24 protein-coding genes, 1 tRNA gene and 1 pseudogene are annotated in these 25,096 nt (G+C 54.2%); 15 read left to right on the forward strand and 11 right to left on the reverse strand.

Translation table 11 applies throughout. The features are described 5' to 3' along the window. Nucleotides 1–11 precede the first annotated feature (11 nt). The 5 genes from CKQ53_RS17040 to prmB form a co-directional block, all read right to left on the reverse strand. The gene (locus CKQ53_RS17040) at nucleotides 12–578 is read right to left on the reverse strand and encodes an elongation factor P hydroxylase (protein WP_094117396.1); all 567 of its coding nucleotides are present in this window, start codon (nucleotides 576–578) and stop codon (nucleotides 12–14) included. After that, a complete protein-coding gene (locus CKQ53_RS17045) occupies nucleotides 575–1,378 on the reverse strand; it encodes a sulfite exporter TauE/SafE family protein (protein WP_085652084.1) in 804 nt (267 codons plus the stop codon). The genes CKQ53_RS17040 and CKQ53_RS17045 overlap by 4 nt, the downstream gene beginning before the upstream one ends. 6 nt (nucleotides 1,379–1,384) lie before the next feature. Next, nucleotides 1,385–2,215 carry a penicillin-insensitive murein endopeptidase gene (mepA, locus tag CKQ53_RS17050; RefSeq protein WP_085652085.1) on the reverse strand — a complete coding sequence of 277 codons (831 nt, stop codon included), beginning with the start codon at nucleotides 2,213–2,215 and terminating at the stop codon, nucleotides 1,385–1,387. 7 nt (nucleotides 2,216–2,222) lie between these two features. Further along, nucleotides 2,223–3,308, reverse strand: a complete 1,086-nt coding sequence (gene aroC / locus CKQ53_RS17055) for a chorismate synthase (RefSeq protein WP_085652086.1) — start codon at nucleotides 3,306–3,308, stop codon at nucleotides 2,223–2,225. A 70-nt stretch (nucleotides 3,309–3,378) separates the two neighbouring features. Then, nucleotides 3,379–4,311 (reverse strand): 50S ribosomal protein L3 N(5)-glutamine methyltransferase, encoded by a 933-nt coding sequence (prmB, locus tag CKQ53_RS17060; RefSeq protein WP_094117395.1) that lies wholly within the window; start codon nucleotides 4,309–4,311, stop codon nucleotides 3,379–3,381. 161 nt (nucleotides 4,312–4,472) lie between these two features. On the opposite strand from prmB, the gene smrB reads away from it, so the two are divergent. Further along, nucleotides 4,473–5,012, forward strand: coding sequence for an endonuclease SmrB (gene smrB, locus CKQ53_RS17065; RefSeq protein WP_094117394.1), 540 nt, complete (start codon nucleotides 4,473–4,475; stop codon nucleotides 5,010–5,012). A 238-nt stretch (nucleotides 5,013–5,250) separates the two neighbouring features. On the opposite strand, the gene sixA is transcribed toward smrB, so the two are convergent. Next, nucleotides 5,251–5,742 (reverse strand): phosphohistidine phosphatase SixA, encoded by a 492-nt coding sequence (gene sixA / locus CKQ53_RS17070; RefSeq protein ID WP_085652089.1) that lies wholly within the window; start codon nucleotides 5,740–5,742, stop codon nucleotides 5,251–5,253. A 518-nt stretch (nucleotides 5,743–6,260) separates the two neighbouring features. Continuing rightward, entirely contained in the window at nucleotides 6,261–6,557 is a 297-nt protein-coding gene (locus tag CKQ53_RS17075; protein WP_085652090.1) for a YfcZ/YiiS family protein, read from the reverse strand. 375 nt (nucleotides 6,558–6,932) lie between these two features. Here CKQ53_RS17075 and fadL point away from each other — a divergent pair, with 375 nt between their 5' ends. Beyond that, nucleotides 6,933–8,249 carry a long-chain fatty acid transporter FadL gene (fadL, locus tag CKQ53_RS17080; protein ID WP_094117393.1) on the forward strand — a complete coding sequence of 439 codons (1,317 nt, stop codon included), beginning with the start codon at nucleotides 6,933–6,935 and terminating at the stop codon, nucleotides 8,247–8,249. 124 nt (nucleotides 8,250–8,373) lie between these two features. Here fadL and mqo read toward each other — a convergent pair whose 3' ends face one another. Together mqo and mlaA are read right to left on the reverse strand one after the other, a co-directional pair. Further along, nucleotides 8,374–9,945, reverse strand: coding sequence for a malate dehydrogenase (quinone) (gene mqo / locus CKQ53_RS17085; RefSeq protein WP_085652092.1), 1,572 nt, complete (start codon nucleotides 9,943–9,945; stop codon nucleotides 8,374–8,376). Nucleotides 9,946–10,308: 363 nt separating this feature from the next. After that, a complete protein-coding gene (gene mlaA, locus CKQ53_RS17090; RefSeq protein WP_085652093.1) occupies nucleotides 10,309–11,070 on the reverse strand; it encodes a phospholipid-binding lipoprotein MlaA in 762 nt (253 codons plus the stop codon). A 517-nt stretch (nucleotides 11,071–11,587) separates the two neighbouring features. Here mlaA and CKQ53_RS17095 point away from each other — a divergent pair. From CKQ53_RS17095 to CKQ53_RS18860, 3 genes are all read left to right on the forward strand, one after another. Next, nucleotides 11,588–12,490: a formate/nitrite transporter family protein gene (locus CKQ53_RS17095; protein ID WP_094117392.1), complete on the forward strand. Its 903-nt coding sequence runs from the start codon at nucleotides 11,588–11,590 to the stop codon at nucleotides 12,488–12,490. A gap of 77 nt (nucleotides 12,491–12,567) precedes the next feature. Continuing rightward, nucleotides 12,568–12,642 (forward strand) — tRNA-Arg (locus CKQ53_RS17100). A 255-nt stretch (nucleotides 12,643–12,897) separates the two neighbouring features. Next, nucleotides 12,898–13,029: an Arm DNA-binding domain-containing protein gene (locus tag CKQ53_RS18860; RefSeq protein WP_244200974.1), complete on the forward strand. Its 132-nt coding sequence runs from the start codon at nucleotides 12,898–12,900 to the stop codon at nucleotides 13,027–13,029. Nucleotides 13,030–13,140: 111 nt separating this feature from the next. Here CKQ53_RS18860 and CKQ53_RS17110 read toward each other — a convergent pair. Then, nucleotides 13,141–13,748: pseudogene (locus CKQ53_RS17110) on the reverse strand (transposase); the annotation flags it as partial. 317 nt (nucleotides 13,749–14,065) lie between these two features. On the opposite strand from CKQ53_RS17110, the gene CKQ53_RS17115 reads away from it, so the two are divergent. The 8 genes from CKQ53_RS17115 (at nucleotide 14,066) to fepB (ending at nucleotide 21,454) form a co-directional block, all read left to right on the forward strand. After that, nucleotides 14,066–14,923, forward strand: coding sequence for a hypothetical protein (locus CKQ53_RS17115; RefSeq protein WP_244200975.1), 858 nt, complete (start codon nucleotides 14,066–14,068; stop codon nucleotides 14,921–14,923). Further along, nucleotides 14,923–15,216, forward strand: coding sequence for a hypothetical protein (locus CKQ53_RS17120; protein ID WP_094117390.1), 294 nt, complete (start codon nucleotides 14,923–14,925; stop codon nucleotides 15,214–15,216). The genes CKQ53_RS17115 and CKQ53_RS17120 overlap by 1 nt, the downstream gene beginning before the upstream one ends. Before the next feature lie 1,165 nt (nucleotides 15,217–16,381). Next, nucleotides 16,382–16,876 carry a type VI secretion system tube protein TssD gene (tssD, locus tag CKQ53_RS17125; RefSeq protein ID WP_094117389.1) on the forward strand — a complete coding sequence of 165 codons (495 nt, stop codon included), beginning with the start codon at nucleotides 16,382–16,384 and terminating at the stop codon, nucleotides 16,874–16,876. Between the two features lie 543 nt (nucleotides 16,877–17,419). Then, nucleotides 17,420–18,055 carry a glutaredoxin 2 gene (gene grxB, locus CKQ53_RS17130; RefSeq protein ID WP_094117388.1) on the forward strand — a complete coding sequence of 212 codons (636 nt, stop codon included), beginning with the start codon at nucleotides 17,420–17,422 and terminating at the stop codon, nucleotides 18,053–18,055. 128 nt (nucleotides 18,056–18,183) lie between these two features. After that, nucleotides 18,184–19,113 (forward strand): LysR family transcriptional regulator, encoded by a 930-nt coding sequence (locus tag CKQ53_RS17135; protein ID WP_118895220.1) that lies wholly within the window; start codon nucleotides 18,184–18,186, stop codon nucleotides 19,111–19,113. Nucleotides 19,114–19,198: 85 nt separating this feature from the next. After that, a complete protein-coding gene (locus CKQ53_RS17140; protein WP_094117387.1) occupies nucleotides 19,199–19,609 on the forward strand; it encodes a DoxX family protein in 411 nt (136 codons plus the stop codon). A 105-nt stretch (nucleotides 19,610–19,714) separates the two neighbouring features. Then, the gene (locus tag CKQ53_RS17145) at nucleotides 19,715–20,317 is read left to right on the forward strand and encodes an alpha/beta hydrolase (RefSeq protein WP_085652215.1); all 603 of its coding nucleotides are present in this window, start codon (nucleotides 19,715–19,717) and stop codon (nucleotides 20,315–20,317) included. A 117-nt stretch (nucleotides 20,318–20,434) separates the two neighbouring features. Next, nucleotides 20,435–21,454: a Fe2+-enterobactin ABC transporter substrate-binding protein gene (gene fepB / locus CKQ53_RS17150; RefSeq protein ID WP_085652214.1), complete on the forward strand. Its 1,020-nt coding sequence runs from the start codon at nucleotides 20,435–20,437 to the stop codon at nucleotides 21,452–21,454. Nucleotides 21,455–21,515: 61 nt separating this feature from the next. Here fepB and entS read toward each other — a convergent pair whose 3' ends face one another. Then, nucleotides 21,516–22,811: an enterobactin transporter EntS gene (entS, locus tag CKQ53_RS17155; RefSeq protein ID WP_085652213.1), complete on the reverse strand. Its 1,296-nt coding sequence runs from the start codon at nucleotides 22,809–22,811 to the stop codon at nucleotides 21,516–21,518. Between the two features lie 170 nt (nucleotides 22,812–22,981). Between entS and fepD the strand changes: the two genes are divergently transcribed. Together fepD and fepG are read left to right on the forward strand one after the other, a co-directional pair. Beyond that, nucleotides 22,982–24,025, forward strand: a complete 1,044-nt coding sequence (gene fepD, locus CKQ53_RS17160; RefSeq protein ID WP_094117386.1) for a Fe(3+)-siderophore ABC transporter permease — start codon at nucleotides 22,982–22,984, stop codon at nucleotides 24,023–24,025. Nucleotides 24,026–24,035: 10 nt separating this feature from the next. Beyond that, entirely contained in the window at nucleotides 24,036–25,070 is a 1,035-nt protein-coding gene (fepG, locus tag CKQ53_RS17165) for an iron-enterobactin ABC transporter permease (protein ID WP_085652211.1), read from the forward strand. Nucleotides 25,071–25,096: the final 26 nt, after the last annotated feature.

Here is a 25,096-nt window from a genome sequence, read left to right on the forward strand (position 1 = left end):
CCATCGTCCGCTCAGCAGAGATCGGCGGGATACGGGAAATCCGCCGGGGTCAGCGGCGCCGTATGATAAAACGCGTGCAGCGCCTGAATTAAGCGGCCCGGACGTTCGGGAACGCCCTCCTCCAGATAGCGCATCACCTGCGCGTGCACACGGCGTTGAAAGGCAATGCGATCGGGCGTCACATCGCCGTTCAGGTTATCGCAGCTCACGTTAAAGGGAAACGCCGCCGCGACGCAAAACATCCACTCCAGCGCCTGCGGTTTAATCTCCACCGACTCGAACTGTTGCTGCGTGGCCGCGTCGCGTCCGTCGGGACAGTACCAGTACCCGAAATCCACGAGTTTGCGCCGTTCCGCGCCTGCAATGCACCAATGGGAAATCTCGTGCATCGCACTGGCGTAAAAACCGTGGGCGAACAGAATACGGTGGTAATCCGTTTGCTCATCGGCCGGGAGGTAAATCGGTTCGTCTTCGCCTTTGACCAGGCGCGTATTAAAATCTTCGCTAAAACAGTCGTTAAACACCTGAATCAGGTGCTCGTAATCGTGTGTCATGATGTTGTTAACCGGTTCGGTCATGAGAATAGCTGCCCCACCCAATGCGCGATGTCCTGCCCATGGCTGTCATAAATCAGTTTGATGCTCATCAGCGCGGACACCATCACCAGCATAGGGCGAATCAACTTCTGCCCTTTGGTGAGCACCATTTTCGCCCCCAACCGCGCGCCGATGATTTGCCCCAAGAGCATCACGCCGCCGATGATCCACATGACTTTGCCGCTCAGTATGAAGAACAGCAGACCGCCGAAATTGGAGGTGAAGTTGAGCACCTTGGCGTGTGCGGTGGACTTCGCCAGATTGAAGCCGCGTAGCGTCAGGTAGGACAGCGCGTAAAACGATCCTGCGCCCGGTCCGAAAAAGCCGTCGTAGAATCCCACGCAGGCGCCGCCGACCAGAGCGAACGGAACGGGAGAGAGCCGACGCTGTCGATCTTCGTCGCTGATTTTAGGCATCAACAGAAAATACAGGCCGATGCCGATCACCAGCACCGGCAGCAACTGGCGCAGGAAATCCGCGTGAATCTGCTGAATCAGCCAGGCGCCGCTGATCGCGCCAAGAAAGGTACAGACCACCGCCAGTTTCTGCTCACGCAGATCGACCGCCCCACGGCGGATAAAGTACAGGCTGGCGGAAAACGATCCGCCGACGCCCTGCAGTTTATTCGTCGCCAGCGCCTGCGCGGGCGATAGCCCTGCCGCCAACAGCGCGGGGACCGTCAATAAACCGCCGCCCCCGGCAATGGAATCGATAAATCCCGCTGCGACGGCAATAGCAAACAGCAGGCCGAGCAGTTCCGGCCCTAAGATCAAACCATCCATGATGTTTTATTCCGCGGCAAAGTGTCGGTTCAGCAACGCCTGACAGGAAGCGGGCAGCGGCGGAGGCGTAGTTTTCTGCGGCGCGACGGCGCCCGGTTTACGCGGCTGGAACCAGCTTTGCAACTCAGCGCCACAGCCATCGCCCGCCGGCGGCGGATCCTGATCCTGACACTCAAGACTGTTCGCCGGGCAACGCAGACGAACGTGCATATGAGCACGGTGTGCGAACCACGGACGAACCTTGTGCAACCAGCTGCGATCGCTCCCGGCTTCCTGGCATAGACGCTGCTTGATCGCCGGGTTGACGAAGATGCGCGTCACCGCGCTGTCCTGCGCCGCCGTCTTGATCAGCGTCAGGGCATCATGGTTCCACAGGCGTGGATTCACCGCTTTGTCCCCCGGTAAAACCAGATCGATAGGTTGTGGATTCAAGAGATCCTGCGAGCTCCAGCGCTGACGAGGCACCTGTAGCCAGACGTCCACGTCCAGACCGGACTGATGGCTGGCGTGTCCGCTGCTGAAACGGCCGCCCGCCGGCATCCCCATGTCTCCGACCAGCACGATACCGCCGTTCTGGCGATGTACGCTGGCGCTGAGGCGATGAATAAACGCCAGCAGATCCGGATGGCCGAAGTAGCGACGCTGATCGACCCGCATCACCTGATAGTCAGTCGCCTGCAACGGCAGTGATTGCGCGCCGATGATGCAGCCGTTAGCGAATGAGCCTATCGCCTGCGGGCGTCCGGGCACCGGATGGGTGATCTCCTGCCAGGGCGTCGCTGCCCCAGCCGCGGCGCAGCAGAGCAGCGCCATCAAACCTATCAAAGCTGTTTTCATATACGGGTTACCAACGGGGAACTGAAGTGTTCACGTCCGCGCACTGCGCGCGCTGGCGTAATAAATGGTCCATCAACACGATAGCCATCATCGCCTCGGCGATGGGCACGGCGCGAATACCCACGCAGGGATCGTGACGCCCACGGGTGACCATTTCCGTCGCTTCGCCCGTGCGGGTGATCGTGCGTCCCGGCACCATGATGCTGGACGTCGGCTTGAGCGCCAGATGCGCCACGACCGCCTGACCGCTGCTGATACCGCCCAGAATGCCGCCCGCATGATTACTCTGGAAACCGTCCGGCGTAATCTCGTCGCGGTTTTCGCTGCCGCGTTTCCCCACGACCGCAAAACCGTCGCCGATTTCGACGCCCTTCACGGCGTTGATGCTCATCAGCGCATGCGCCAAATCCGCATCCAGCCGGTCGAATACCGGCTCGCCCAGCCCCGCGGGCACGGACTCGGCCACCACCGTCACGCGTGCGCCGATAGAGTCGCCCTCTTTCTTCAACGCGCGCATCAGTTCATCCAGCGCTTCCAGCTTGGACGGATCGGGGCAGAAGAACGGGTTCTGTTCAACCTGATCCCACGCTTTCAGTTCACAGTGGATATCGCCCATCTGCGTCAAACAGCCGCGGATATTCACGCCGTGCTGGAGTTGCAGGTATTTCTTGGCGATCGCGCCCGCCGCGACGCGCATTGCCGTTTCACGCGCGGAAGAACGACCGCCGCCGCGATAGTCGCGCTGACCGTATTTCTGCTCGTAGGTGTAGTCGGCATGTCCGGGACGGAACAGATCTTTAATCGCGCTGTAGTCCTGCGAGCGCTGATCGGTATTTTCGATCAGTAGGCCAATGCTGGTCCCGGTCGTTACGCCGTCGAACACCCCAGACAAAATGCGCACCTGATCTGGCTCACGGCGCTGGGTGGTATAGCGAGAGGTGCCCGGACGACGACGGTCCAGATCGTGCTGCAAATCAGCTTCAGTTAATGGAATGCCCGGCGGAACGCCGTCCACCACACAACCCAAGGCAATACCGTGGGACTCACCAAAGGTGGTGACGCGGAAAAATTGCCCAATACTGTTTCCTGCCATCACGGCTCCTTTACTTCATTAAATAAGAGATCGTCAGGCGGGCTATCCGCGCCCGCATCCTGTCAATATGTTAGTCGCGATACAGGCTGAAGTGCGACTGGCATTCCAGCAGTTGTGCGCGAGTCAACATGAATACGCCATCGCCGCCGTGTTCGAATTCCAGCCAGGTAAACGGAATATCGGGATATTGGTCGATCAGATGCACCATGCTGTTGCCCACTTCGCAGATCAGCACGCCCTCTTCGCTGAGGTATTCGGTGGCGCGGGCCAGAATGCGACGTACCAGCTTCAGGCCATCGCTCCCGGCGGCCAGTCCCAGCTCAGGTTCATGGCGGAACTCGTCCGGCAGGTCCGCCATGTCTTCTTCATCGACATAAGGCGGATTGGTGACGATCAGATCGTAAGGCGTGGTCGGCAGGTCGCGGAACAGATCAGAACGGATCGGCGTGACGTGATGCTCCATGCCATGCTGTTCAATATTCTGCTCGGTTACCGACAGTACATCGCTGGAGATATCGACCGCGTCGACTTCCGCTTCCGGGAAAGCCTGCGCGCAGGCGATGGCGATGCAGCCGCTGCCGGTGCAGAGATCCAGAATATGATGCGGTTCGTGGTTCAACAGCGGTTCAAAGCCGTTATTAATCAGCTCACCAATCGGCGAGCGCGGCACCAACACGCGCTCATCGACGTAAAATTCCAGTCCGCAGAACCAGGCTTTGTTGGTGAGATAAGCGACGGGGATACGTTCGTTGATACGGCGGATCACGCGTTCCACAATGCGATGACGCTCGCCGGACGTCAGGCGGGCGCGGTACATGTCTTCGGGGATATCGAGGGGAAGATACAGACTCGGCAGCACCAGCTGCAGCGCCTCATCCCAAGAATTGTCGGTGCCATGACCGTAATAGACCTGTGCGGCGTTAAACCGGCTGACCGTCCAACGCAACATATCCTGAAGGGTATGCAGATCGTTGACCGCTTCATCGACGAAAATTTTGTCCAAGGTTGTCCTCCGCAGACATCTCTGAAAATCAAATTGCCGCCTAGTTTGCCATGAAGCCTGCGACAAATCAGCAGATATCACCGTCCTGCGGCCCCTCAAGCCTTAGCGGAGCGCGCAAGAAAAGGTACACTTAGGAAAAACTAAGGCAGAGTACAGCGCTGATGAAAAACAAATACAGGCTGGATGAGGAGGAGCAGGCGCTTTTTCGCGCTTCGGTCGCAGGCGCCAGACGTCTGACTCAGGACACCTATCGCTATCAACCGCCGCGCCGCAAACTCTCAGAAGTGCCGCCGCGTAAAGCCATGCAGGAGCAGCGCGACGCCTGCTTTTATTTTTCGGATGAGTTTCAACCGCTATTGGAAAATGACGGCCCGGTTCGCTACATTCGCTCCGGCGCCAGCCACTATGAATTGAAAAAGCTGCGCCGAGGGGATTATCCGCCGGAGCTGTTTTTGGATCTGCATGGCCTGACTCAACAGGAAGCCAAGCAGGAGCTGGGCGCGCTGCTGGCCGCCTGCCGCCGGGAGCATGTCTACTGCGCCTGCGTCATGCACGGCCATGGCAAACATATACTTAAACAGCAAACGCCGCTGTGGCTGGCTCAGCACCCCGACGTTGTGGCTTTCCATCAGGCCCCGCGCGAATTCGGCGGCGACGCTGCATTACTCGTACTGGTGACGCTCGATAGCAACGCCAGATAACGCTCCCAACATGTCGGCGGCAAATTGCCGCCCACCTGTTCTTCCATTTTCCCGTGGCGCATCTCGCCGCCCCTCAATGAATCTGACTCATGCGGCCTTTAGATCGCGGCAAAACCTTGTATGGCCAACATATGGCGTACGGGGGAAAACTCATCAGGGTGAATATGGGAGAGACGTCGTGCGGTGCCGGTATGCCCTGCTACAGGCATACCGACCGATGAGGCTTGAGCGGGCTTATTTATTTGGCTTTGGCGGCGTTAGCGACCAGCTGGGCCGGGCTGACCTGCCACTGGCATACACCTGCGCCGGAGGCGTCGAACTGAACGTCGGCCACGGCCGAGGTGGCGAACATCGGGGCCGTTTCTTGCGGACACAGTGCCGCGACCAGATAACCGACCAGCGGCAGATGCGAGATCACCAGCACTGCCCCCACACCCTGAGCCGCCAACACTTCCAGATAGTCACGTACCTGTTCAGCGCTGCCGCCCGGCGTCAGCTCCGGCAGGCACTCGTCCTTGACCGGCAGTTGCCATGCTTCCCTGACGGCCTGCAGCGTTTGCTGCGCGCGCAGGAATGGGCTGACCAGAACGCGGTCGACGTCGATACCCTGGCTAGACAACCAGGCGGCCATCTGACGAGATTCATCACATCCACGAGCACTGAGAGGACGAAGCGCATCACTGGCTGCGTCAGGTACGGCATCGCCGTGACGCATGATCAAAACTTGCATATTACACCGCTATATTAATGAAGAAGCTGTGCGCGTAACGAGGTAACAGGCGCAGCCGACGCTCGTGCATTCGGCTGTGCCTGACCGACGGAAACACACGGTTCAGGAGCTCATTGCTGGCGTTTTAACCAGACGGAAGCGCATTTTTTTACTCCAATTGGCTGCCGATAGCAACCGAACGCCCTTCTCCGGCGAACGATGAACACATGGCCGCGCAAAGAAGATTCTTTAAATTCATTACTTTTCAGCGAATTACAAAGATACGGTCCCATCGTCCACACAGAAAACAAAACATGGTGTTGTTTTTTGTGCCGATGAATATTCGCACTCTCACCACACGATCAGACATTGGCCTGCCTATTCAGACCGATATCTTCCAGCATAGTTCGGCGCGCGCTTCGCTGAGGATATTCTCACTGGAGAATCTCCTTCGGAAATCAGCACCATTTGACGTAAGGAGCGACGCCGGGAAGTCCGGCTGTCGCTATTCGGCGGGAAGCCCCTCCGAGACGAAAAGCTTAGCGCAGGCCCAGCTGGAAAATCAGGGTTTCCGCCTGGCAGGCGAAAGTGAAGTCGATATCCATCTTCACGCCGCCCTCTACGTCGGCGAACGTGCTGTCGATAACGCAGGGCTCGGATTCCACGGAACGAGCTTTGTCGGTCAGTACCTTTTGCATGGCTTCCGCTTCTGCGCGGTCAGCAAACACACGGCTGTACGAAGCGGTGCAGTCGGTATTGTCCATGATGGTACCGACATCGACACAGCAACAGGCGGCCGTTTCTTCAGCGCTGCATTTGTTTATTGGATTAGTCATTACAAGGCTCCTCTGCGGTCATACCTGAAGGGCAGGCATGTTCCGGATCGTAAAAGGTCATTTCGACATTATTTTACCCGTCGCATCGCCGGAGCACTAGGACTTACTGATACTAAGGACATTAGCGGCTCCTCCCTTTCACCTTTGTTTTCCCGCTACACCGTTGTCATCCCCCCTCGCCTGCGGAAATCCCTTAAATATCACTCCATTTATTTAACAAAATAAAAACAACTACAGATCGAAATATTGATAATCGAATCTTTTTGTAACTGGTCTGATTTGTCACAAAGAGTAGCCAACCTACAATGCGCGTCCTTTTGTTACAGTTTCACGAAGTAACAGCGCTCAATAACAAAATACAATGAGGTTTTGGTCATGCACCAGAAAGGCCTGCTGAAAAAAACATCGCTTGCTGTGGCTCTAGCGCTGTTATCCAGCCAAGCATCCGCCGCAGGTTTCCAGCTTAATGAATACTCCTCGTCCGGACTGGGACGCGCATTCTCAGGCGAAGGCGCCGTCGCTGATAACGCGACGTCCGGCAGCCGCAACCCGGCCACGATGGCCTTGTTTGACCGCCCCGCGTTCTCTATCGGTGCCATTTATATCGATCCGGACGTTAATCTGCAGGGTCAAAACTCTCTGACGGGCCGCGGGGATACCAGCGCTCACAACATCGCGCCAGCGCAATGGGTGCCTAACCTGCACTACATCATGCCGCTGAACGATCGCTGGTCCGTCGGCGCCTCCGCTGTCACTAACTATGGACTGTCGACGGAGTTTCCCTCCGACTACGCCGCGGGCTCTATCGGCGGCACGACCAAACTGCTGACTTCCAACCTTAATCTTAGCGCCGCTTATCGTCTGAACCCGCACTTCAGCCTTGGATTGGGCGTTGACGCGGTTTATGCGAAAGCAAAAATTGTGCGTACCGCAGGCGAGCTGGCGTATATCCCTGTCTCACGAGGCGGTCTGGCGGGCGTGGTTAACGGCCCTTCTTCCGAGATAGCGCATCTGGAAGGTGAAGAGTGGGGTTATGGCTGGAACGCCGGTCTTCTGTATGAAGTCGACAATAATAACCGCATGGGTCTGACCTATCGTTCCAAAGTCGATATCGACTTCAAGGGCGATTATAAAAACGATCTGCCTCGCATTATCGCCACCAACACCACAACGGGCACCGGCGGCGAATACATTCCTGGCGCGCTGACGCTGTCGCTGCCGGAAATGTGGGAGTTCTCCACCTACCACCGTGTCGCGCCGAAATGGGCAGTTCACTACAGCTTTACCTACACCCGTTGGAGTCAGTTCGAAGAACTGAGAGCCACCGGCAGCAATAATCAGCAGTTGTTCGAGAAGCAGGAACATTTCCGCGACGCGTATCGCATGGCGCTCGGCACGACTTACTATTACGATGACACCTGGACTTTCCGTACCGGCATCGCATTTGACGATAGCCCGGTACCGGCGGAGAACCGTTCTGTCTCGATCCCAGACCAGGACCGCTTCTGGATTAGCGCCGGAACCACCTATGCGTTTAACAAGGACGCCTCCGTCGATCTGGGCATCTCTTACATGCACGGGAAAACCGTGACCATTAACGAAAAAGTGGCTGACAACTCGCCGGCGACCTACAGCTTTACCTCGAAAGGCACCGCCTGGCTGTACGGCATCAACCTGAACTATCGCTTCTGATCGGTTCATCCCGCGCCAGCAGTTTTTCAGCGCGCGGTAACACTTCATGTATTCACGTCTTTGAGACGATCAAAAAAGGCCGCTTACGCGGCCTTTTTGACGAACAATTGAAGCAGAATCGGAATTACTCCGGTTTCACTTCCATGTAGTTCAGTTTCAGTGTGCTGCTGGTGTAGCTACGGATCTTGTTGGTCAGCTCAATATCGCCATCCAATTTTTCACCGTAAGAAGGAATGATTTCCTTCAGCTTAGCCTGCCATTCCGGCGTTGCGATTTGGGTCTTGAAGACCTTCTTCAGCACGTCCAGCATGATCGGCGCAGCGGTAGAAGCACCCGGAGAGGCGCCCAACAGCGCAGCGATAGTGCCATCCTGAGAGCTGACGATTTCAGTACCCAGTTTCAGCACGCCGCCTTTATCTGCGTCTTTCTTGATGACCTGTACACGCTGACCGGCAACGCTCAGCTTCCAGTCTTCTTTCTTCGCGTTCGGGAAGTATTCCTGCAACGCGGCGAAACGATCGTCGTCGTTCATCATCACCTGGCTGATCAGGTATTTCACCAGATCGAAGTTATCCAGACCAACATGCACCATCGGCATCAGGTTGGAGGTGCTGACTGATGCGAACAGATCCCACAGCGAACCATTTTTCAGGAATTTGCTGGAGAAGGTCGCGAACGGCCCAAACAGGACGACTTGTTTGCCGTTGAAGATACGGGTATCCAGATGCGGAACGGACATCGGCGGAGCCCCTACGGACGCTTTACCGTAGACTTTCGCCATGTGACGTTTCACAACTTCAGGATTATCCGTCACCAAGAACTCGCCGCCGACCGGGAAGCCGCCGTAGTTGTCTGCTTCAGGAATGCCGGATTTCTGCAGTAACTGCAGCGCCGCGCCGCCTGCGCCGATGAAGACAAATTTCGCTTTAATCACGCTTTCTTTGCCATCATTTTTCAGGTCGGCAACCACGACGTTCCAGGTGTTATCACTGTTACGTTTCAGGTCACGGACTTCATGATTCAGCTGCAAAGAGAAGTTCGGATTCTGCTTCATGGAGTCAACCAGCTGGCGTGTCACTTCGCCATAGTTAACGTCAGTACCAATCGGCATACGGGTAGCGGCGACTTTCTGATTCGGATCGCGGCCTTCCATTACCAGCGGAGCCCACTCTTTAATAGTGTTGGCGTCGTTGGTGAATTCCATACCGCGGAAAAGCGTGCTGTGCTGCAGTGCATTGTAGCGTTTGTGCAGGAAGTCGACGTTGTCGTCGCCCCAGACAAAGCTAATATGGGGAACGCTGTTGATAAAGGAGGTGGGATCCTTCATCACGTTATTTTTAACCTGATAGGACCAGAACTCGCGGGAGATTTCAAATGCTTCGCTGATTTCAACGGCTTTGACGATTTCGACCGAGCCATCGGGTTTTTCCGGGGTATAGTTCAACTCCATAAAAGCAGAGTGTCCGGTACCCGCATTATTCCAGCCGTTTGAACTTTCCTGGGCAACGTTATCCATACGCTCGACCATATTAATGGTCCAGTTGGGCTCCAACTCTTGCAGGTAGGTGCCCAATGTTGCACTCATAACGCCGCCGCCGATCAGTACTACATCCACGGTTTTATCCTCTTCTGCCACGGCAGATTGCGTTACTCCCATGATCCCTAAACAGAGGACCGAAATGAGTAGTTTTTTCATGCTTTACATCTCTTAATGTGAATTGTTATCCCTGCAGGTGAAACAAAGTCATCCCATCCCGACGAGCAAGATAACGGTACAGAAGTGGTGAAAGAGCAGTAAGACTGCTTTTGGTCAATTTTATGCTAGATCAAAACGAGTCTGGCTGCCCGTTCAGAGCTGCTGAAACGTCACTCTCACAAACAGGGTAGCATTATTGTTACATGGCTGATGAAAATAAATTTATGTAATTAAATAAACATTCAACAGACCGGTAACTTCTCACAAACAATCTCTTATGTGAAGATCTAAAAGACGAGTCTTGTAAAAACCACGAATTAGGGCGCCCGAAGGCGCCGCTAAACGGAAGGGCGAGGTGAGTATTTATTGCGCGTCGATTTCCTGAAGGCTGCCTTCAATTTCTTTGGCATTCGGGTTCACCGGCGGCGGCGCGGCTCCCCCACTCGCCAGGAAATCGTGGCGCTGGAAGTAGGCTTCACGCATCATCAGATAAGGGTCAGATGAGTTCTTCAGCAAACCATCGGAGTCCAGCAGTTGAGCGCGCGTCTCTAATCCTTCAATCATCCATTTACCCGCAGACATCCAAAATGTGAGGTAGCTTAACGGCGGGTAAAGCGTATCGACGAAATTCCCGCCGTCTTCACGCAGCGTTGCGCTGCCATATCCCGGCAACACTACGTAGGGGCCGTAGCCCACATCGTAATGCCCCAATGTGCTTCCGAAGCGACGAGGCTCTTCTTTTTTCGCCAGCTTAGGATTAGCCATCGTGGCGACATCAATCAGACCGCCCATCCCGACGATAGTATTAAGGAAGAAACGGTTGAAATGGATCATCGCTTCGTACGGTTTGCCTTCGGCGAAATAGTTCACCATCGCGGCCGGCTCCGACAGGTTATCGAAGAAGTTCGTCAAACCGTTACGGGCGGGATGCGGGACGTAATCACGCCAGACCACGGCAGCGGGTCGCACCAGATAAGGATCCAACAGATAGTAGTTAAAACTGAACATGCTTCGGTTGAAGCCTTCCAGAGGATCTGAACGCCCCTGCTGCGTGGTATCTCTGGAACTGGCGCACGCAACGAGCAACAGACTTGCTAAAACCACTCCCCCGAGGCGGAAATTCATAACCTTTCTCCCTGCTTAATTTTTGTATGCCCTTGTAAAAAGGCACCGTTTACCGACGAAGGCGGAAACGTCATGCCGCATTTAGTGTATCACCATACGGTAAATTCACGTCCGCTACGTTAACCGGCGACGCGATGCCGACGTACGTCTTAACACCTCAGTAAGGCGGCTGACTCCGCCGGTTACAGCACGGATAAACAGGCCTGATGCGGATCTTCATGCTGAGCGGCATCAGCAAAGCCGTCAGGTGATCGCAGGCAGACCGCCATCCCCCAAACATCATTGAAGGACGTAAAAGCTAATACCACATTCTGTCCTCATGGATCATTAACACGAACTGCTGCCAGCGCTCTTTTTTACCCGGATGCGGCCTAAGGGATGGGTACGGCGTCATACCGAGAGTCCGACCGCGTTTGTGCTCCCCTTTCCCTCTCTCTGAAAAAACGGCGCGGCAATGAAGACTGACTATGCTTATAAGTCAGTTTCCGCCAACACGATGCTAACGGAAAAATTAGTTATGAATGATCCTCGTTCAAAGAACCATCGCAGCGTAGAGAGTCACGAAAGCCGTCAGGGACAAGACATCGTCGTGGATGAACATTCCCTGCCCTCCCCGGCCGCCGCTATCCATGAGCGTATCCGGCAGGAGGGTCAAAAAGAGCTGGTGCGAGATGGCCGAGCGCTTTTGTGGTCCGCCATCGCCGCCGGACTGTCGATGGGGACATCGCTTATCGCCATGGGCCTGCTTCACGCCGAGCTAAAGGGCGTGACGGGAGCGCACCTGCTGGAGAGTTTCGGTTACACCCTCGGCTTCATCATCGTCATCATGGCGCGTCAGCAGCTGTTTACGGAAAACACCGTCACGGCCGTACTGCCGATTATGCATCAACCCAGCATGCATAACTTTCGCCTGTTATTGCGTCTGTGGGGGATCGTGCTGTTCGGCAATCTTATCGGCACCGCACTGGCGGCGTTGGGGTACACTGCACTGCCCGTCTTTAGCGCGGAGGTGCGCCATGCATTCTCCGACATCGCCCTCCACGTGATGGAGAATCCCCCGGAGGAGATGTTCGCCAACGCCATGGTCTCCGGCTGGATCATCGCCACGATGGTGTGGATGCTGCCGAACGCCGGTAACGCGAAAATTCTGGTGATTATCATCATGACCTGGCTTATCTCCGCCAGCAGCCTGACGCATATTGTCGCAGGAGCCACTGAGATTTTTTATTTGGTCTTCAATCAGCAGCTGTCGTGGCAGGCATTTATCTGGCCCTTCGCGCTGCCGACGCTGGCAGGCAACATCATCGGCGGCACCTTTGTTTTCGCGCTGATCAGCCACGCTCAAATTCGTAGCGACCTGCCGGGCAAAGACAAAAAAGCCGTCAAACTTAACGATGAAAAGGATGAACTATCACGCTGAAGTGGTGGAGGATTGAGCAAACGCACTGCTAAGTGCTTATGGACGCGGCTAAATCGAGTATAATGCCCGCCAGCCGCGTCCCCATAGTTAAATGGATATAACGAGCCCCTCCTAAGGGCTAGTTGTAGGTTCGATTCCTGCTGGGGACGCCATCACAACGCGAATAGACGCGAACTCAAAAGAACCAATCCGCAATAAAACCCATTCAAACAAGCATCCATAGCGAACCGAAGAGAACTAAAGCGAATCGACTGTAACGCTATTTTGCGGGCATTTTTCAGGCATAGATAAATTCACATGGACAATATGCCCACATAAACAGATAGAGGCTGCAAAGCCGAAATCTATCGGGTATCGCCTTTCTGATTCTGGCCGCTTTTTTATTCATTACTCCTGCCAGTAAGAAAGTGTGGCGCCTGCGTTACCGTTTTGAAGGCAGAGAGAAGACGCTAGTCATAGGCAAATACCCATCAATATCGCTTGCTGAGGCTAGGGCTAAAGCATCCAAAGCAAAATTGATGATCAAGGCTGGAGGTTGACCTTGGCCCCAAATCAATGCAGTCATAAACTAGAGATCTTTGTCTTTTTGAAGACTTCGAATGAATTCAGCCTGAGTCATGTCATTTAAGGATGAATGCGTTCTCTCATGGATCGATCTGCGTCAAGGCTGGACGCTGCTGGCGACATGCTGCACTGACATGCCTGCGAGGGCGTTTTCTGCGCAAATTGAGGCCTTTCAAGGCAATAAATACGTTTTTTTCTTATGGTTAACCCGCCAGTCCTCGCGCCGCAACTGGATATGAATACGCGGACATCCATACCGTATCCGGGTTCCGCTATCACTCGGATGCGTTGGGTGATTGCCCGATCATCACGCCAACTCTGCCAGTGGTAGACAGTTCTGCTCTGCATCATCAGGCCGCATCCCCGGCGGACACTGATACGATAAGCTTCCAGCAGGAAATGCACCGCTTGACGCTTCTGAGCCGGCCTCAGAACTTTCGCTTCAATATCTCCTGAAGCATCTCCTTGCCCAGTCTCAGGTCTACCACCAGCTTCTTCAGGCGCTGATTTTAATCCTCCAACTGCCGCAGACGTCGCAGTTCGTCACGCCCAGCCCGGCGAATTTCTTCTTCCAATTGTGAAAAGTGGCCTCAGAGATCCCCATCTTTCTGCAGACTTCCCCGACGCGGGTACCAGTTTCGGCCTGCTTTAGCGCAAACGCAATTTGTTCTTTTGTATTACGGGTCTTTTTCATGGCAATGAGCCTCTCTGGGGATAGAAGAAAGACCGAATAATACTTCAGTCTAGACTGGCACTGTTTTTAAGGAAAGAGCACGGGCAGACGTGGCGGGGATATGGGCGCGCGCGAATACATAGTGTAGCGAATTGAGCTGTTCATTTTGTTAGGAGATCATCTAGGCATATAACTAGCAATACAGATTGAACATCACAAAACATTAGCCATATGAATGTTTAATCAATTAATATATTTTATTAGTATATGTCAATCGTCCTTTTCTGTTTTTAACATCAATTTAATGATTTGTTATAACATAGATGGAGCTAACGACCGTGGCTACAGTTGAACTACATTACGATGGGAAAATCGCTGAAGACCATCAGATATCATTAAGAACTTTATCTAAAAGCTTAGGGCATTTACAAAGTTCTTTAGATAGGGCTTATCTCGATATTAAACATGGTAATCTTTGGAAGTATGCCAAAATGCGCCATGAATATTATGAAGATGTCGAACTTCTCGTACAGCAGCCACGTGAAGGTGGCTATATTATTGATTTCATCTCGAGCAAAGAGATAACGAAAAAAGTTGTTAAAAGAGTTTCATCTGCAATACATAACGCTCTTGAGGAGGCCGAAAACGGTGGTTTAGATAATGCTGGAACAATCAGTAGAGATCTGGAAACCAAAAGAGCACAAATTGCTGGAAATCAGCTTGAACCAAAAGATTACCAACAATTATTAGAGAGGCCAGACCAAGCTGTAACTAGAAGATATGGCGATAGAGCTATTGTAAGAGAGATTGACCAAATGCTTGCAATCGTCCGTTCTCGCCATTCTGGTGATAGTACACTGGAAATTTCGCTGACATCAGACTCGACTCAGACATACGAGTTTAATCGAAAAAAAGCCAATGATTTTCATCGTGTAGTAACGCAAAAAAAACTTGGCGACCCGGTGATTTATCAAGCTAGGATTTCGGAGATGGATATGCACCATCTTTCTGCTAAAATGATGAATAAGTTCAATGGTTCAATAAGTACATTAAGGTTTGCAAGTAAAGAAGATTTTCAGGAAGTCATTCTTTATTTTCAACGTGAAGAAGATATTTATTTCCTAGGGGCACCATATATTGAATATGGCGCATTTGATCCTTCTTCAGGAGACGTGTATTTTATACAGGTGCGTTAATGGATGAATTAGCAAAATCGATTCAAGAGAAATATATTGATGATTTAACATCAAGATATCCACTGCATAGGTTCTTTATGCTTTTTATAGTGGCGTTTTTTATGTCAAACTATAATATTGGAAATACAAATATTTATGAAATCATGTCAAAAACTTCCGTTAAGGAATTTTTTGATTTCAAAGATGGTTTTTTATCGAAGGTGACAATTATACAATTCTTAATGGCGCTGGTAATAGTATGTTTTTTAAGTGTGGCATATAGAAAAATAAACGCTTTTTTTTTACTACACTAACAAACTTTCACAATTTTGAAAACTACACCTCGAAAGTAACAAAAAAGTATGAGGCAGCAAAGAGAAATGATGCTTATGATTTTTTTGTTGTCAAAGAAATTGACAGAAAAATAGAGGTGAAAAAAATTGAATTAAGAACTAAATCCATAACTTCTGAGCTTTGTATAACCCTGCTGATTTGTATAATTTGGGCTGGTCTATTATCACCCATAAACTTATTAGTGTTTTTTTTATTGTTCTTTTCATTCATTACATTACAGTGGAGAATGTATAAATTTTACATTATTCAGTTTTTTCCATTATACGTAGCAAAAAAATATTTACTTAACGAGGATATTTCATTTGAAACAGGCTATAAGGACTAGTGAGGATAGCTGTATAGTACCGTCTGAAAACATTCACGGTAGAAATTTTTTTGTATTTTGAGCGATGATAATGATTATGGGGTCACTATAGCCTCATCGCACTGAAAAGAGACCGTTTGGCACATTGCTGGTGCCCTCCCAAAAAAATAATAAAAGTCAAATTTATATGTAAATTTTAGATTCCTGTTGGGACGCCAGTCGTTCATTGATCTACCGACCTACTTGCCCGTAAATCCCTTCAGTACAAAACTCGCCGTAAAACATGCGTTCGGTTTTGGCCTCTATGTCTGTTAGCTACGCGGTTTCAAGCATGGGGTAAGAGAATGGAACGAACTCGATCGAAAGATGATGGATGTTCAAGATTAAGCGCCGCCCGTTTTTCACCAGTCATAAGGAAAAGATCATCGCAGTGTGATGTGAACTATTCCTCACTTAACGTCACCAATATGCTGATGTTATCTTTCGGAATATTAATGAAGTGAAGTGCCCACTTTATAGCCTTGCTACATCCCCGATGGACGTTTCTCAGTATCAACCACAATGACATACCGTTAGCAAATATTGATATAAAAGCAGCCAACCCATTGTTCTCAAAATGAGTCTTTTTTTTGATATAAGACGATGCGACCACCATTGGACGAAAATAAAATTTCACATAGCCGAATTTTTATTTGGATATTGTCATTGTTATCTATTTCTTATTGACTAGTTATATAAATAGCGTAGATATTAATTTGCCAAAGGGATAAAACAATTTCTTTTGTTCGACTATACCACCCAGGATAGTTCAAGGAGTAACTATGTCTAACATGATATATTTAAAGTTAACGGGTAAAAAGCAAGGCTTGATATCTGAAGGTTGCTCAAGCATACACTCCGCTGGGAACCGATTTCACCTATCCCATGACAATGAAATATCTATCTGCAAACTGATAAATACATTATCGCTGGAGAGCCATGATACCTTCCGTCATCTAGACATAATAAAACCCATTGACAAATCGACGCCGCTTTTAGCCAATGCATTGAATAAAAAAGAGCGTCTACTCTGCGAGTTTTTATTTTACCGAACGGCTGAATACGGTAGAAGTGAGCTGTATTTCAAATTAATTTTACAGAACGCCATCGTAACGGACATTCGCTTTGTTTATCCTAACTCAATGTTAAATATGGATTGCAATCCACAAGAGAGCGTCTCCTTCGCCTACACTTCGGCCATCTTCGAGCATGAAAAGGGGCAAACCCGCTCCCTGCCACTAGGAAATAAACTCATACAACAAAGTGATTATATTTAGAAAAAGGATAGCTAAACAGACGCAAAAATGGGCAGCGCTATTATCAGTCATTTTTATTCTGGGTGAGAATTCCGCAATATAAAAACACGATGAGAGAATCATATAATTCACAGCGTGATTGATTAATTTTATTGATTAATTAAGTTTTCAATTAAATCCATCATGTGAAAATAACATAATTCATCTATCGGAAAAGCCTAACGTTGCACAGCCTATTCTTTAAGATAAAACTGACGTTTGTCTTAATAAAATAGGACAGCGATTTATATATCGTCGATTCATCGTGCTGAACGCATCACCTAATAAATGTTAGCCAATGAATCTATTAAAAATTGTGAAATAACTGAGACTACACGCATCAATATCACAAACGAACGAGTGGATTCCGTGCCAACGGTATCCACTCTTCATCTCAGGCTCGCCCCATCTCCCCCTTTACGGTTGGCAATCGACTACATTATCTTAGCCATCGAATTATACGGCGGCGCGAGGGTCGAAGAGACCTGTAGCAGAACCGTTCCTCTCATCAGCAAGGTGCTAACCATGAAACTTTTCATCTATGAACACTGCCCGTTTTGCGTTAAAGCCAGAATGATTTTCGGTCTGAAGGCGATCCCTCATGAGCTGTCCGTCATTATGGAAGGCGATGCCGATACGCCGACCCGCATGGTCGGGCGCAAGGTCGTGCCGATACTGCAAAAAGAGGATGGCAGCTACATGCCGGAAAGCATGGATATCGTGCATTACGTCGATGCGATCCAAGCGCCGCTGATTGTCGACAAGCCGGTAAACCCCGCCCTCGAAGCCTGGAGCAAAGCGGCCTCGGGTCCGCTATTCAAACTGGCGGTGCCTCGTTTTACCCAGGCAGACTTTAAAGAGCTGGCGACGCCCGAAGCGCGTGAAGCCTATCGTCTCCGAGAAGAAAAAGCCTTTGGCGATCTGGACGCGCTGATGGCGCAGACGCCTGAGCTGGTCGCCAACGTCGAACAACAGCTCGCTGAGCTGGAGCCCTTGCTGGCAGAGGCAACGGCCATCTCCACCAGCGACTTCGTTCTGTTCCCGGTGCTGCGCTCCCTGAGCATCGTCAAGGGTATTCAGTTTGGCCCGAACGTGGCCGCCTACCTCAAGCGCGTCTCTGACGCCACGCAGGTCGACCTGCTGACCGCGAAAGCGCTGTAAGCGCCGGGGCCTCACCATCGGGTGGGGTCTCCCGATATCAATCCCTCGGGCGGCGTCGGCCCAAACCAGACGCCGCCGTCGTTGTGCTACAGTAAGCGCCACGGCCGGACACAGAGCGAAGATTCAAGATGGAACGTTTGGACTGCGATCGCATGTTTGTGGCGATTTACGAGCTGGGGAGCTTTTCCCGGGCCGCGGAGCGACTGGAAACCAGCGCCGCTCAGGCGTCGAGGCTGATGACCCGGCTGGAATCCTATCTCGGAGTGCAGCTGTTCAAGCGCACCACGCGCGCGCTATCTCCCACCGATGTCGGCAAGGTGTATTACGAACGTATCCGCCATCTGCTGGAAGAGCTGGATATGCTGGACGTGTCCATCCGCAACGAGGCCGCCGCACCGTCTGGCCGCCTGCGGCTTTCCGCTCCCATCACCTTTGGCACCGCCCAGCTCTCGCGGGTGCTGACCGACTTCGCTTGTCGTTACCCCGAAATTCAACTGGACGTCAACTTCGCCGATCGGTTGGTGCATCTGGTGGACGAAGGCTACGATCTGGCTGTCCGTATCGGAAAACTCTCCGACAGCAGCATGATGGCGCGCAAGCTCTGCGACGCCCGCATTATCTGCGTCGCGTCCCCGGAATATCTGGCGCGACAGGGTACGCCGGACTCCCCGGAAGCCCTGTTAAATCACCGCTGCATCGTGGATACCAATTTTCAGGACCCGTACAGTTGGACCTTCCGCGTCGCGGGAGGAACCCAGAGCATCGCCATCCCCGGTCGGCTCTATTTCTCCAATGCGGAAGCCTGCCTGACGGCCGCTAAGCAAGGGCTGGGCATCACTCGCGTCCCCAGCTTTGTCGCGGGAAACAGCCTGCGAAACGGAGAGGTCGTGCCGCTGCTGCAAGCGTTGGAAATGCCCCCGATGGGGATCTACGTGGTCTATCCCGCCGCGCGGGCGCTGCCCGCCAAAGTCCGCGCTCTGATTAATTTCCTGGTCGAACGTTATGACGGTGCGCCGCCGTGGGATCAAGGGGGGTCGGCATTATTGCCTAAAACGTAATAATTAATCGCAGTTTGCCCACTTAATGCGCAGAACGGAAATAGTATAGTGATTCCACACAACGCTTAATCGAAGGGTATTCATCATGATTGATAATAAAACGGCCCCCTATGCCGCACTGCTGCTGCGCGTCGTACTCAGCATCCTGTTCTTCGCTCACGTCGGCCTGAAAATTTTCGTTTTCACGCCGGCGGGAACAGCCCAGTTCTTTGCCTCTTTAGGGCTGCCCGGCTGGCTCGCCTATGTCACCATCGCGTGGGAGCTATTCACGGCCGTCACCCTGCTGCTAGGGATCCGGTGCCGGGCCACCGCACTGGTGTCTATCCCGATTTTACTCGGCGCGATATTCACCGTGCATGGTCCAGCGGGCTTCTTCTTCAATAACCCAAACGGCGGCTGGGAATTCCCTGCGCTCTGGATCGTCGGCCTGATCGCGCTGGCGCTGATCGGCGACGGCCCTTACGCGCTGAAACCAACGAGCTCGCGTAAAGCCTAATCCCCCTTTATCCGGGGCCTGTGCCTCACGCCAGCCCCGGTGCTATGCTGTCTCTTGCCACTGCTGCGCTCTGCCGCAGCGGATTTATCTACAGCGAGGGACCGTATGGATAATGCACTGATCATTTTTTTGCACGGCATTGGCGGTTACGGCCGCTATTTCGCCTCCGTGGCCACGCGTTGGCAACAGCAATGGCCAACCGCGCACTTCGCCCTTCCCGATGGCCCTTTTCCCTTCACGCAAGGCGACGGGTTTCAATGGTTTGATATCGATGACGACACGCCCGACCGCCGCTGCGCCCGCATCGCCGCCGCTCGAGCCTCTTTTGATGCCATCATTCAGAAAGCGATAGACCAATATCAGATGACTGACCGCCCGGAACGGGTCGCGCTGGTCGGGTTTTCTCAGGGCGCAATCATGGCGCTGGATACGTTGGCCTCGGACCGCTGCCCCTATGGCGCGATTGTCGCGTTCTCCGGCTATCTGCCTGCCTGTCCTGACGCCCGTTTGACGCGCCGCACACCGGTCTCACTGATACATGGCATGGCGGACGGAAAACTGCCCTGGCAGCATAGCCAGCAAACGGAACGTGCATTGACGCAGGCCGGGGTTGACTGCGAACTACACCTGCTGCCGAACGTCGATCACCGTGTCTCCGTCGCGGGCGCCAACCTTGCCAGCGACTTCCTCGCCCGCGTCATGCGTTAATCACTCTCCGGCGAGGCGTCGCCGGGGATTTCAAGTTGTACGTCACCGTGGTTATCGTTTACTCTCCCTCCCGAATCCGAGCACTACCTTGTCCGTATCAGGAGGAGTCTGACGGCTATGCAAGGCTACGCCTATTCCCAATTTCCCCGGCTGTGCGCGCTAATGTTCAGCGCCCTGCTCACACTCATTAGCGGCTGCGATAATCAGAATAGCGCCAGCCCCAATACAACCTCTTCCACGGCCGCTCACGACGGCTGGCCGCGAACGGTCCAAACGCTAAAAGGCCCGCTGACGCTGCAACATCCGCCGCAGCGCATCGTGTCCACCAGCGTGACCATTACTGGTACGCTGCTGGCGATTGATGCGCCGGTGATCGGTTCCGGCGCCACCAGTCGCAACTCGACGGTGTCCGACGATCAGGGCTTTTTTATCCAGTGGGGACAAGAAGCCCGAGCGCGTAACGTCCAGCCGCTGTACATCACCGAACCTAACGCGGAAGCCATCGCCGCCGCGTCGCCGGATATGATCATCATCGCCGCCACTGGCGGCGACTCCGCGCTGAAACTCTACGACCAGCTCTCCGCCATCGCCCCTACGCTGGTGATCGATTACGGCGATAAGAGCTGGCAGCAGTTGGCCGAACAGCTGGGCGTGGCGACGGGCCGCGAAAAAGAGGCTCATGACGTCGTCGACCGCTTCGAACAGCGCGTTCAAGCGATTAAACAGGCGATTACGTTGCCGCCGCAGCCGGTGTCCGCGTTGGTGTATTACGAGGATGGACGGGGGGTCAATATCTGGACCCGCGCTTCCGCGCAAGGTCAACTCCTGTCGGAGTTAGGCTTTCAGCTGGCCGATCTGCCGCCCAACCTGCCGACTGAAACCAGTCAGGGAAAACGCCGCGACATCGTGCAGATTTCGGGAGAGAACATGGCCGACAGTCTGAATGGGAAATCTTTGCTGCTGTTCTCAGCGGATGAAAAGACGGTAGGCAATCTGATGAATAACCCGTTCCTGCGCCATATCGAGCCCGTTGTGCAACAGCATGTGTGGGCGATGGGGCCGGATACGTTCCGGCTCGATTATTACAGCGCCAATAATATGCTGAACAATATCGAGCATTTTTTCCGTCAGCCGTAATGCTGAGTGAGCCCAATTCGGCCGCGTCCTTGCGGCCAGTCACTACATTGCTCGCTGGCGTTTAAGCATGGCGCGAGGGGGAAGGCTCCGCCTCGTTCGCTTCATCGTCAGCCGGTTCTCCCTCTTCAACCTGCCCGAACGTGCAACGGCGCAAAGGCCGAACCAGCAACATCAGCGCCAGACCCAATATCGCCGCCGCGCCGCCGAAAGACAAAATACTCAGCGCGGGCGTCATGAGCCGGGTCATTGCCCCCAAACCCAGCGCGCCGAGCGAATCGCCGGTGACGTCCTGCGCTGACCCCAGACTATTCACGCGCCCCAGTAGCCTGTCCGGCGTATGCGTCTGGATCAACGTAAATTGCAGCAGAGACGCGATCGCGTTGAGATAGCCGTAACAGACCAACGCCGCCAGCGCCACGGCGAAATAGCCCGCCACGCCCAGTAGCGCCACCGACAGAAATGCTCCGGTCGTACAGACCAGCAGCACCATCCCCGGCCGACGTACGCCGGAAACCCAACCGCTGGTAAATGCGCCCAACATCGCCCCCAGCGGCACCGCGGAGTACATCAGGCCGATGGCGGAGGGACCGGCGTGATAGACATCATTCGCCAACGCGGGAAACAGCACCCGCATCGCGCCGATCATGCTGACCAGCAGACCGAGCACCACGACCCAGCCGACGACCGGATGCGAACAAACGAATTTCACGCCGCCCGCCAGCGAACGCAGCGGATGCTCAGGCTCGCTGGCCTCCGGCTGAAGAGACGGCAGCCGCATCAGCGGGATCAACGTGCCCAACGTACCGATTGCCGCCACAGCGAAGCTCCAGCCGACGCCGCCCGCCACGATAATGACCCCGCCCAACGCGGGCGACAGGATCGCGCCCAGTCGCACCGTCAACATACTCAGCGCCCCGGCTGCGGGGAGATTCTCACGCCCCACCAGCAGCGGGATTACCGCCATCAGCGCCGTCATGCCTAAGGCGCCGAAGAATCCGTCCCAAGCAGCCAGCACATACAACGCCGCCAGCGACGGTGAACTGGAAAAGGCATTAAGGCTGAGCGCGACAAAACCCAGCCCGCAGGTACCGCGTGCGAACAAAATGAGTTTGCGCCGGTCGAAACGGTCCGCCAGCACGCCGCCGCACATCAGGCCGATGAACATCCCCACGCCGTCGAGCGCCACCGCCACCCCGACTTGCAGGGTGGAGCCGGTCATCGACTGGATTTGAATCGGCACGCCCACCGCCAGCATGCCCAGCGAGAAGACGGACAGCATTCTGGCGACGAAAATCGCGCGAAAATGAGCGTTATTTTTCAGCAAACTGAAGTCAAGCAAGATGGAGGTTTTAGCCATAATATTCCGTCAAAATAAAGGTGATACCGCCCGTTCAGCAGGGGGCTGAATGGCGTCAACACGCGGTCTACGTCAATGTATTTACTCAGTAAGGCATGCTAACATAGCCGCGCGATAACATTAATGATAATCATACTCATCTTCACATATTAAGGAGCTGTTCGTTGGCGATGTCACTTCCTTCGCATCAGGCGCTTGTCGCCGCCAATCAGCCGCCCACCCGCTATTCTCAGCCCTTTCGGCGTCGCGCCGGTCTGCTTTTCTTCCTGCTGCTGCTGGCGCTGGTTGTCGTCGCCAGCCTGACTATCGGGGCCAAATCGATTTCTCCGGTCGTGGTCTGGCATAGTTTGACCGGCCAGCTTGATACGGCCGACAGCACGATCATTCTTAATGCGCGCCTGCCGCGCACGCTGGCGGGCCTCATTGTCGGTCTCGCGCTGGGCGGCGCGGGCGCCGTGATTCAGGCGCTGACGCGCAATCCCTTAGCCGATCCCGGCATCCTCGGCGTCAACGCGGGCGCCAGCTTCGCCATCGTCATCGGCATCACCTGCTTTGGCATTAACAGCATGACGGCCTGGCTGGGATTCGCCTGGATCGGCGTACTCATCACCAGCCTGGCGGTCTGGCTGATCGGTACGCTGAGCGGCGGCCGCATCAACCCGATTCGGCTAACGCTGGCGGGCGTGGCGCTCAGCGCGGTCCTGATGGGCCTGTCCTCGTCTATTTCGCTGCTCGATCCGCAGGCCTTCGATCAGATGCGTATCTGGGAAGCCGGAACATTGGATATCCGTTCGCTGCGTAACGTCGGCATCGTCGCGCCGACCATCCTGTTGGGGGCCGTGCTGGCGCTGTTCGCCGCCCGTTCGCTGAACGCGCTGAGCATGGGCGAGGACATCGCGATGGCGCTAGGCACCCGCGTCATGCTGATTCGCGTCATCGCCGTGCTGGCGATCATGCTGCTGTGCGGTTCGGCCACCGCGCTAGCGGGTCCGATTGGCTTTGTCGGCCTGATGATCCCGCATGTCGCCCGCTGGTGGGCGGGACCGGACCAGCGCTGGATCATGGTGTACTCGTTTCTGTTCGCCCCTATCCTGCTGCTCTGCGCCGATATCGCGGGCCGTCTGCTGGCGGCAGGCGAACTGCGCGTCTCCATTGTGACGGCCTTTGTCGGCGCGCCGGTTCTGATCTGGCTGGTTCGCCAGCGTAAAGCCTGAGGAAACAGAGATGGCAAGTAAAACACTCTCGCTTCGCGCGCCTGGCGGCATCGTCAGCGGGCGATTCGCCGGACGAACGCTGCTCGTCAACGGGCTGCTGCTGTTGCTGGGCCTGTTGCTGCTCACGGTGGCGATGGGACTGGGCACGCTGAAAATAGCGCCGCTCGACGTATGGCGGGCGCTGGCCGGTCACGCAGACGGCGGAATTCAGACCGTCGTGACCCAATGGCGAGCGCCCCGGGCCGTGATGGCGCTGCTGCTCGGCGCCAGTCTCGGCCTCAGCGGCGCCATTTTTCAATCCATTATTCGCAACCCGCTCGGCAGTCCGGATATCGTCGGTTTCAATACCGGCGCGTTCACCGGCGTGTTGCTGGCGGTCATGCTGTGGGAAGGCGACTATTACCAGATCGTCAGCGGCGCGGTCATGGGCGGTATCGCCGCCGCCGCGCTGGTGTATCTGCTGGCCTGGCGCAAAGGGATTAACGGCTTCCGGCTGATCATCGTCGGCATCGCCGTCAGCGCCGTGCTGTATGCCTTCAATACCTGGCTGGTGATTACCGGCTCGTTGGAACATGCCATCACCGCCACACTATGGGGAACCGGCACGCTTAACGGCATGACCTGGACTAAAGCGCAGCCCGCGCTGTGGCTCACGCCGCTCGCAACGCTGGCCGTTTTGCTGCTAGGCAAACGCCTTCAACTGCTGGAAATGGGCGACGATAGCGCCCGCGCCCTCGGCGTCAACGCGGAGGCCAGCCGCCTGTGGCTGATGCTGTTCGGCATCGTGCTGACCGCATTGGTTACCGCCACCGCAGGACCGATCTCGTTTATCGCCCTCGCCGCCCCGCAAATCGCCCGCCGAATGACCCGCGCCAGCGCTACGCCGCTAATCTCCGCCGCGTTGGTCGGCGCCACGCTATTACTGTCCGCGGATATGATCGCCCAGCATGCCTTCCGCCAGATTCAACTACCGGTCGGCGCGGTGACCGTCAGCATCGGCGGTATTTATTTGATCTGGTTGTTAATTCGCGAGTCGCGCCATTGACTGACGCCCGTCTCCGTATCTTCATC

The sequence above is a fragment of the Lonsdalea britannica genome, assembly GCF_003515985.1.
In the GTDB taxonomy this organism is placed as follows: domain Bacteria; phylum Pseudomonadota; class Gammaproteobacteria; order Enterobacterales; family Enterobacteriaceae; genus Lonsdalea; species Lonsdalea britannica.